Here is a 9,330-nt window from a genome sequence, read left to right on the forward strand (position 1 = left end):
ACGAAGCGAACGCTCAGCGACGGCGCCCGAGCCTGGCTCGGACCGCGATCCACAGCGGACCGACGGCGATGCCCTCGTCCTCGGCGAAGCGTCTCCGCGTGCGGGACCGTGCGACGAGCAGCATCGCGACCCCGAACCCGACCACCAGGTACTGGACGGAGAAGGCGATCCGGAAGCTGTCCATGGAATAGTCGGCACGGGATCCCCCGCTGACCGCGTCGATGATGAGACCGATGAGGAACATCATGACGAAGCTGGCGAGGAACCCACCGACGTTCACGATGCCGTTCGCCCCGCCGAGCGCGCGGATGGGGTTGAAGGTGCGGGCGAAGTCGAACCCGATGAGTGAACCGGGGCCACCGACCCCGACCACGACGAACAGGACGATCACGAGCCACATCGGTGGGACGCCCGGCCAGAGGAGGAGCGCGGCCCAGGCGACGCCCATGACCGTCACGATCCCGAGCACGAGGTTGCTCCGCCGGTAGGGGAACCGGGCGGTGAGCACCCCGAGGATGGGTCCGGCGATCATGCCGGAGACCACGATCACGATGAGCAACGATGCGGCGAGGGGCTGCGGGTAGCCGAGGGCGTAGACCATGAACGGGAAGCCCCAGAGGAGCGTGAGGACGGTACCGGAGGACTGGGTGACGAAGTGCGACCAGAACCCGAGACGCGTCCCTGGCCGACGCAGACTGATGACGACCTCGCGGACGACGTGGCCCCAGGTCTCGGGGCGCGGCGCCTCGTCGGAACCGGACGGCCGGTCGCGGACGACGATCAACACCCCGACGAGCGCCAGGAGGACGAGTCCGGCCGCACTGAGGAACGCCGGCGACCAGCCGAAGGCGTGCAGGACGAAGGAGAACGGCACCGCCGAGAGGATCTGTCCGATCTGCCCGATGTTGCCGACCCACTGCGAGACGATCGGCACCCGACGGGTGGGGAACCAGGAGTTCACGAGCCGCAACACGGAGGTGAACACCGCGGCGTCGCCGAGGCCGACCAGCATCCGGCCCACGATCGCGCCGCCGAGTTCGGTCGTGAGCCCCAGCCAGACCTGGCCCGCCATGACGACCGTCAGCCCCGCGATGATCAGCACGCGAGGTCCGAGGCGGTCGATGAGCACCCCGACCGGGACCTGCATCGCGGCGTACACGATGAGCTGCGCGACGGCGAGGGTCGACAGCGCGGCGGCGTCGATCGGGAACCGCTCAGTGGCGTCCACCGCTGCCACGCCGAGCGTCGACCGCTGCATGACGGTGATGAGGTAGGCGAACACCCCGACGCCGAACACCCACCAGACGCGTCGAGATCCCACCGATCCAGCTTAGGTGGTCGAGCGGTCCTCGTCGCCGTGGCGCCGGCTCGCGAGGAACTTCTCGAGCTCCGCGGCGATCTCGTCGGCCGTCGGAAGCGCCCCGTCGATGTCGGTGAGCGGCGACTTCGGCGAGTTGTCGGCCATGTAGGCGTCGTACCGCTCCTCGAGCGTCGTGACCAGCTGGCCGAGCTCGTGGTTGGTCCCGACCTGCTCGTCGATCTTGACGAGGAAGTCGCGGCTGTCCTCGCGGAGGCGGTCCGTGGGGAAGATGAGGCCGGTCGCCGCGCTGAGGCTCTCGATCGCCGTGATCGCCGCGGCCGGGAACTCCGTGTCGGCGAGGTAGTGCGGAACGAGGAGCACGAAGGCCGCGATGCTGTCGCCGCGCTCGTAGAGGCGGTACTCGAGGAGGTGCAGCACGTTGGACGGCACCTGGGTGCGGGGGCGCCAGACCGAGAGCGACTCGATGAGGTCGAACCGGTTGCCGCTGACGGTGACGCCGATCGGCCTGGTGTGCGGGACCGGCATCGGGATGGCGTGCACCCACGTGGTGTCGCTGACCCGGAAGCGGTCGACGAGCTCGAGCACGGCTGCGACGAAGCGGTCCCAGAGGAAGTCGGGCTCGAAACCGGTGAGCAGGAGGAACGGCGACCCGAGCTCGTCGTGGGCGAGCGACAGGGTCAGCCGAGGTGGCCGGTACTCCGTCAAGTGGTCCTGGTCGAACGAGATGATCGGCCGGCGGGCCCGGTAGTCGAGCAGGACGTCGGCGTCGAACTCGGCGATGACCGTCGTGTCGAGGACGTCGTCGAGGTAGGCGTTCAGCTGCCCGACCGCGCCGCCGGCGTCGGAGAACCCGGTGAGGCCCGCGACGAGGTGGAGGCCGGCGGGGATGTCGATCTCCGGGTGCACCTCGTAGAGGTCGTCAGGCGTAGGCATGGTTCAACTCTAAACGGGGGTGTCGCAGCGACCTTCCCCTCCGAGCGTCGGCGGTACCGCCGAGAGCGAACACCGGCGGCCCCGCCTCGGTCCGGAACGGTACGTGCCTACGATGGAGGCATGACGATCCCCGTGCTCTCCGTGTTGTCCGCCGCCGCCGAGGGAGTCGAGGCCGAGCTGCTCGTCCTCGCGGTGAAGAAGGGCGACGACGGACCGGAGCTCTTGGCGCCCGATGTCTACGCGCCGCTCGCGGACGAGCTGCGCGCCTCCGGGGTCACGGGGTCGGAAGACCAGGTGCGACGCCTCCCGGACCGGTTCGGCGCGGCCTCCGGTCTCGTGCTGGTCGGCCTCGGTCCGGATGCGGACGACGCGGCCTTCCGACGAGCCGCGGGCGCAGTGACCCGGACGATCGACGGCCAGGCCTCGATCGCGTTCGCGTTGACGGAAGAGACGGCCGCTGCCGCCGAAGCCGTCCTCGAGGGGGCGGCCATCGGCGCCTACCGCTACACCGCGTCGCGCGGTGTCGGATCCGCGCCGGCACCGAGACCGCTCGGACAGATCACCGTCGTCGTCCCGTCGACCGTGGACGCACCGGATGCCGGGCTCGCGGAGCACGCCACCGCGGTCGCCGAGGCCATCGAGCTCGTGAAGGACCTGGTCAACACGCCGCCGAACGAGCTCTACCCGGCGACCTTCGCCGACGCGGCCCGAGCAGCGGTCGACGGCCTCGACGTCGAGGTCGAGGAATGGGACGAGACCCGCTTGGCCGAGGACGGGTTCGGCGGCATCCTCGGCGTCGGGCAGGGCTCCTCGCGGCCTCCGCGACTCGTCAAGCTGAGCTACCACCCGGATGCCGCCAGGAGTCACCTGGCCCTCGTCGGGAAGGGCATCACCTTCGACAGCGGCGGCCTCTCCCTGAAGCCGCCGGTCTCGATGGTGGGCATGAAGTACGACATGACCGGCGCGGCGACCGTGCTCGCCGTCCTGGCCGCGGCCGCGCGTCTCGGGGTGCCCACCAGGCTGACCGCATGGCTCTGCCTCGCCGAGAACCTCCCGTCGGGCACGGCGATCCGGCCGAACGACGTCCTCACCATCCGGGGCGGACGCACGGTCGAGGTCACCAACACCGACGCCGAGGGCCGGCTGGTCCTCGCCGACGGACTCGTCGCCGCAGGCGAGGAGGGCCCGGACGCCATCATCGACGTGGCGACCCTCACGGGAGCCGCCGTGGTCGCACTCGGCAACCGCTACACGGGCGTCATGGGCGACGCGTCCTTCGTCACCGACCTCATCGCGACCGGTTCCGGTGCGGACGAACTGTTCTGGCCGATGCCGTTCCCCGCGGAGCTGCGCAAGGTCCTCGACTCCGACGTCGCCGACCTCGCCAACGCGAAGCCCGGGACCACCGCGGGCGGCATGCTCGTCGCAGGCACGTTCCTCCAGGAGTTCATCGCCGACCGCACCGACGAGGAGGGCGGCACCACCCGCATCCCGTGGGCCCACCTGGACATCGCCGGGAGTGCGATGAACGGCGACGCCCCCTATGGCTTCACCGCCAAGGGCCCGACCGGCGTCGCGGTCCGTACCCTCCTCGCAATGGCCGAGGAGATTAGCCACCCGTAGTAAGGTCGGTGGGGGCGGTTCGACCCGCCTCGACGCCGCCGAACACACCACGACGGTTTCCGATCGACCACGAAGCACACACAAGGAGCAACGGAGTGTCCGAGCAGAATTTTGACCTGGTAGTCCTGGGAGGCGGAAGCGGCGGATACGCTGCGGCGTTGCGCGCTTCGCAGCTCGGCCTCACCGTCGGCATGATCGAGAAGGACAAGGTCGGCGGCACCTGCCTCCACCGCGGTTGCATCCCGACGAAGGCGCTGCTGCACTCCGCCGAGGTCGCGGACGCATCGCGCGAGTCGGAGAAGTACGGCGTCAAGTCCACCTTCGAAGGCATCGACATCGAGGGCGTCACGAAGTACCGCGAGGGCATCGTCGCGAAGAAGTACAAGGGACTCCAGGGCCTCGTCAAGGCCCGCGGCATCACCACCATCGAGGGTGAGGGCCGTCTGGTCTCCCCGACGAGCGTGCAGGTCGGCGACGACCTCATCACCGGCAAGAACGTGATCCTCGCGACGGGCTCGTACAGCCGCTCGCTCCCCGGTCTTGAGATCGGTGGCCGTGTCATCACGAGCGAGCAGGCGCTGCAGCTCGACTTCGTGCCGAAGAAGGTCGCCGTCCTCGGCGGCGGCGTGATCGGCGTCGAGTTCGCGAGCGTCTGGAAGTCGTTCGGGACCGAGGTCACGATCATCGAGGCGCTCCCCCACCTCGTCCCCAACGAGGACGAGTCGATCAGCAAGGCCCTCGAGCGCGCGTTCCGCAAGCGCGGCATCGAGTACTCGCTCGGCGTGCGGTTCCAGGGCGTCACCCAGGACGACTCGGGCGTGCACATCACGCTCGAGGACGGCAAGACGATCGACGCCGAGCTGTTGCTCGTCGCCGTCGGCCGTGGCCCGTCGACCGCCGGACTCGGCTTCGAGGAGGTCGGTGTCACCATCGACCGCGGCTTCGTCATCACCAACGACCGTCTCGAGACGAACATCCCCGGCCTCTACGCCGTGGGCGACATCGTCCCCGGCCTGCAGCTCGCGCACCGCGGCTTCCAGCAGGGCATCTTCGTGGCCGAGGAGATCGCCGGTCTCAAGCCGGTCATCATCGAGGACGTCAACATCCCGAAGGTCACCTACAGCGACCCCGAGATCGCGTCCGTCGGTCTCAGCGAGGCCAAGGCGGCCGAGCAGTACGGTGCCGACAACATCACGAGCTACGACTTCAACCTGGCCGGCAACGGCAAGAGCGAGATCATCGGCACGAGCGGCAACGTCAAGGTCATCCGCGTCAACGACGGCCCCGTCATCGGTGTGCACATGATCGGCGCCCGCGTCGGTGAGCTCATCGCCGAAGGCCAGCTCGCCGTCAACTGGGAGGCCTACCCCGAGGACATCGCGCCGCTGATCCACGCGCACCCCACGCAGAACGAGGCGCTCGGCGAAGCATTCCTCGCGCTCGCAGGCAAGCCCCTGCACGCGCTGTGACGCATTCCGAACACCCCAATAAGCTAGTGAACACACAACAGGTTTCAAAGGAGACAAGGTCATGAGCGAATCCGTCAGCCTCCCGGCACTCGGCGAGAGTGTCACCGAGGGTACGGTCACCCGCTGGCTGAAGAATGTCGGCGACACCGTGGAGGTCGACGAGCCACTGCTCGAAGTGTCGACCGACAAGGTCGACACCGAGATCCCTTCGCCCGTCGCGGGTGTCATCGAAGCGATCCTCGTCCAGGAGGACGAGACCGTCGAGGTCGGCACCGCTCTCGTGACCATCGGCGATGGTTCGGGTGCGGCTGCGGCCGAGGAGCCCGCGCCCGCCGCGGAACCGGCTGCTGCCGAGCCCGCTCCGGCTGAGCCCGCTCCCGCGGCCGAGCCCGAGCCGGCACCTGCTGCCGCGCCGGCTCCCGCTGCTGCTCCGGCTCCCGCCGCTGCGCCTGCTGCTGCACCGGCACCTGCTGCTGCACCGGCACCTGCTGCTGCACCTGCTGCTGCTCCGGCTCCTGCTGCTGCTCCGGCGCCCGCCGCTGCACCTGCTGCTGCTCCGGCACCAGCTGCTGCGCCTGCTGCTGCGGCTCCGGCCGCCGCTTCGACGCCTGCCGCCGGCGGGGTCGTCAACTCCGGCTACGTCACGCCACTGGTGCGTCGTCTCGCCAACCAGCACGGGGTCGACCTCAGCACGGTCACCGGCACCGGTGTCGGCGGACGCATCCGCAAGGAAGACGTCCTGCAGGCTCAGAGCGCCGGTGGCGCCACGGAGTCGCCCGCTGCTCCGACCGTCCAGGTCTCCGAGCTGCGTGGCACGAGCAAGGCCATGTCGCGTCTGCGCAAGGTCGTCGCCGAGCGCGCCGTCGCTTCGATGCAGGGCACCGCCCAGCTGACGAGCGTCGTCGAGGTCGACGTCACGAAGGTCGCGGCACTCCGCACGGCCGTCAAGGACGAGTTCCTCGCCAAGACCGGCAACAAGCTGTCGTTCCTGCCGTTCTTCGCCCTTGCTGCCAGCGAGGCGCTCCAGACGTACCCGATCATCAACGCCACCGTCGACGGCGACCAGATCGTGTACCCGGAGACGGAGAACCTCGCGATCGCCGTGGACACCGAGCGTGGCCTGCTGACGCCGGTCATCCGCAACTCGGGTTCCAAGTCGATCGCCGAGCTCGGTGCCGAGATCGCCGATCTCGCGCAGCGCACTCGCGACAACAAGCTGCAGCCCGACGAGCTGTCGGGCGGCACGTTCACGCTGACCAACACCGGTTCGCGCGGCGCCCTGTTCGACACCCCGATCGTGTTCCTGCCGCAGTCGGCGATCCTCGGTACGGGCATCGTCACGAAGAAGCCGGTCGTCGTGACGGTCGACGGTGCAGACGCCATCGCGATCCGTTCGACCGTCTACCTCGCGCTGAGCTACGACCACCGCATCATCGACGGCGCGGACGCTGCACGCTTCCTTGTCCAGGTGAAGAACCGCCTCGAAGCAGGCGACTTCCGCGGCTCGCTCGGGATCTGATCCCGAACCGATCGCGCTGTGTCCACCGCCTCATCCGGCGGTGAACACCTCCCGCAGACGCCAGCCCGTCTCGCCCCTCACCACGAGGAGCGTGACGGGCTGTCGTCGTCCTGCGGCGGCCTCGTCCGTCTCGGACGGCTCGGCCGTGCCGCGCAGGACCGCCGCGTCGCCCTGACGGTCGACGAGGTCCAGACTCGCCGCATCGATCGATCCGATCCCGACACCGAGGTGCTCGTCGTCCTCGAATGGGGACCCGCGTTCGACGGAGTCCCAGACGCACCCCTCCTCCCCCGTCGTGCGGCACTGATCACGTCGACGGACGAGCTCGCGGGCCGCGGCCGCCGGATCGTCACCGGTGACCACGTCGACGGCGACAGCTTCGTCCGCCGGTGACGTCGGCGTCTCCACCGGCGGCGCAGTACCCGTGACCGGTTCGGGCGCCGGGCCGACCGAACCGGCCGGCGTCGGCGCGATCGCGGTGCTCGGGTCTTCGGACGGCAGGAACACCATCGCAGCCGACACCAGTGCCGCTGCCGCGCCCGCCGCTCCGATCACGAGTCGACGACGTCTCGGGCTGGAGTCGACGGACGGCGTCGAGCGGCCGGCGGCCGCTACCCGTGTGCCTCGACCGGGTCGCCAGGCCAGACGACGACGCAGCGACGACGCGGGATGTCGTGACCGACGCCTCGATTCGACCGCGGCTCGTCGGGTCGGCGGGAGCGGAGCGGTCCGCTGCGCGCGATCGGCGGAAGCACGGATGGCATCGGCAGGTGATGCGGACGGCGGGTCGACGCGGTCGAGCAGGACCGGGAGCGGTCGTGCCAGGGCGTGGATCCGCTGTTGCAGTCGATTGGCGATCTCGTGGTCGGCGAGTTCAGGCACGACGTCGGCCCAGGCCACGGTCGAGGGGGTCTCGTCGGGGTCGGTCGCCTGCAGGACACCGTCCATGAGCCCCGCGAACGCCGTCCAATCGGCAGCGAACGCCGGAGCGGTGCGGCCGAGCCCACCATCGATGGTCTGGTGGTCCACGGGAGCTGCGCCCGACCAGCCGGAGAGGACCGGTCGGCCGTCGTCGGCGAAGCGCACGGCCGAAGCGTTGATCGACCCGTGGCTGATCCCGGAGAGGTGCGCTGCGCGGATGGCGTCGACCAATGGTGCCAGGATCGTGACGGCCTCACCGGGAGCGATCGACTCCCGGCGGCGCAACAGTTCTCCCAACGTGCCACCGGCGAGCCGCTCGACCAGCAGACACGGGAGGCCGTTCGGATCCTCGGCGACGTCGACGAGTCTCACGATGTGCGGGTGGTCGAGTCGGGACAGGATGGCCGCGCGACGCCAGAGGTTGCGTTCGGCGGCGTCCGCCCTCGCTCGGAGCAGCACGGCGTCGCCCGCCGGGGCGGCCTGGTCGGTACGCCCGCCGTGCGCGGATCCGGCGTGGGCGAGCACCGTCGAGTAGGCCGTCCACTCCCGGCCCTCGCCCAAGCGCCGGACGAGACGACGGCCGGCAACTCGGGTTGTGGTGGCCGACGGGTCTGGCAGTGTTTCCATAGCTCGATCCTCCGACGCGGAGCCCCGTCCGACGGCGTCGGCGCACGCGGCTGTGGACAAGCTCCCCGCGCCGCCGGCCTGTGGAGCAGAACGCAGCATCAGGACCCTCCGTCACCGGCTATCCTGGGAGCATGGCTCAGAAGGACGCGCCCCCGGCGGCGCAGAAGGAACCAGGGCGGATCAAGCAGCTCTGGCAGGTGTTCCAGCTCACCCGTCGCCACGACAAGGCGGCGCAGTGGTTGATGCTCGGCGGCTTCATCCTGCCGGTGCTCATCGGTGTCGCGGTCGCGCTGCTGTTCTCGGCGGGCAACATCTTCGCGCTCGTCATGTGGATCATCGCGGGCGTGCTCGCCGGCATCCTCGCGGCTCTGTTCATCCTCACCCGGCGCGCGGACAAGGTCGTCTACACGCAGATCGAGGGTCGGCCGGGCGCGGTGGGCCAGGTGCTCCGCGCTGCCCCGCGCTCGTGGCAGACCAGCGAGATGCCCGTCGCCGTGAACCCGAAGACCCAGGACGCGATCTACCGGGCCGTGGGCCGTGGTGGCGTCGCACTGATCGCCGAAGGACCCCGATCGCGGACCTCACGCCTGCTCGAGGACGAGAAGCGCAAGGTCACCCGCATCCTCCCGAACGTGCCGATCACGGTCTTCCACGTCGGCCCGGACGCCGACTCGGTGCAGCTCCGTCAGCTCTCCGGCGCCCTCCGGAAGGTCAAGAAGTCCTTGACCAACCCCGAGGTGCTCGCGGTCAGCAACCGTCTGTCCTCGTTCGGGACGCAGCTCCCCATCCCGAAGGGCGTCGACCCGATGCGGGTCCGCCCGCAGCGCGCGCGCTGACCCACCGACACCGCTCGGAACACCTCGCGGTACGGAAACGCGAACGGCCGCCCTCCGTCAGGCTGTCTCTTATACACATCT

General features: G+C 69.8%; 7 protein-coding genes. 4 read left to right on the forward strand and 3 right to left on the reverse strand.

Annotated features, from left to right (window positions below; translation table 11 throughout):
- Positions 1–13 precede the first annotated feature (13 nt).
- Both ACQG07_RS09445 and ACQG07_RS09450 read right to left on the reverse strand, forming a co-directional pair.
- Entirely contained in the window at positions 14–1,321 is a 1,308-nt protein-coding gene (locus ACQG07_RS09445) for an MFS transporter (RefSeq protein ID WP_426738096.1), read from the reverse strand.
- 9 nt (positions 1,322–1,330) lie between these two features.
- Positions 1,331–2,254: a proteasome assembly chaperone family protein gene (locus ACQG07_RS09450; protein WP_079705876.1), complete on the reverse strand. Its 924-nt coding sequence runs from the start codon at positions 2,252–2,254 to the stop codon at positions 1,331–1,333.
- A gap of 120 nt (positions 2,255–2,374) precedes the next feature.
- Here ACQG07_RS09450 and ACQG07_RS09455 point away from each other — a divergent pair, with 120 nt between their 5' ends.
- The 3 genes from ACQG07_RS09455 (at position 2,375) to ACQG07_RS09465 (ending at position 6,865) form a co-directional block, all read left to right on the forward strand.
- On the forward strand, positions 2,375–3,877 hold the full coding sequence (locus ACQG07_RS09455) for a leucyl aminopeptidase (RefSeq protein ID WP_426738097.1): 1,503 nt from the start codon (positions 2,375–2,377) through the stop codon (positions 3,875–3,877).
- 95 nt (positions 3,878–3,972) lie between these two features.
- On the forward strand, positions 3,973–5,346 hold the full coding sequence (gene lpdA, locus ACQG07_RS09460) for a dihydrolipoyl dehydrogenase (protein ID WP_064293772.1): 1,374 nt from the start codon (positions 3,973–3,975) through the stop codon (positions 5,344–5,346).
- A 61-nt stretch (positions 5,347–5,407) separates the two neighbouring features.
- Complete coding sequence (locus tag ACQG07_RS09465; protein WP_426738098.1) at positions 5,408–6,865, forward strand: 2-oxo acid dehydrogenase subunit E2; 1,458 nt, start codon at positions 5,408–5,410, stop codon at positions 6,863–6,865.
- A gap of 30 nt (positions 6,866–6,895) precedes the next feature.
- Here ACQG07_RS09465 and ACQG07_RS09470 read toward each other — a convergent pair whose 3' ends face one another.
- Positions 6,896–8,413 carry a protein kinase domain-containing protein gene (locus tag ACQG07_RS09470; RefSeq protein ID WP_426738099.1) on the reverse strand — a complete coding sequence of 506 codons (1,518 nt, stop codon included), beginning with the start codon at positions 8,411–8,413 and terminating at the stop codon, positions 6,896–6,898.
- Positions 8,414–8,544: 131 nt separating this feature from the next.
- On the opposite strand from ACQG07_RS09470, the gene ACQG07_RS09475 reads away from it, so the two are divergent.
- Positions 8,545–9,249 (forward strand): DUF4191 domain-containing protein, encoded by a 705-nt coding sequence (locus tag ACQG07_RS09475; RefSeq protein ID WP_071260054.1) that lies wholly within the window; start codon positions 8,545–8,547, stop codon positions 9,247–9,249.
- Positions 9,250–9,330 lie beyond the last annotated feature (81 nt).

It is taken from the genome of Plantibacter sp. 2H11-2 (assembly GCF_050031945.1).
Lineage (GTDB): Bacteria > Actinomycetota > Actinomycetes > Actinomycetales > Microbacteriaceae > Plantibacter > Plantibacter auratus.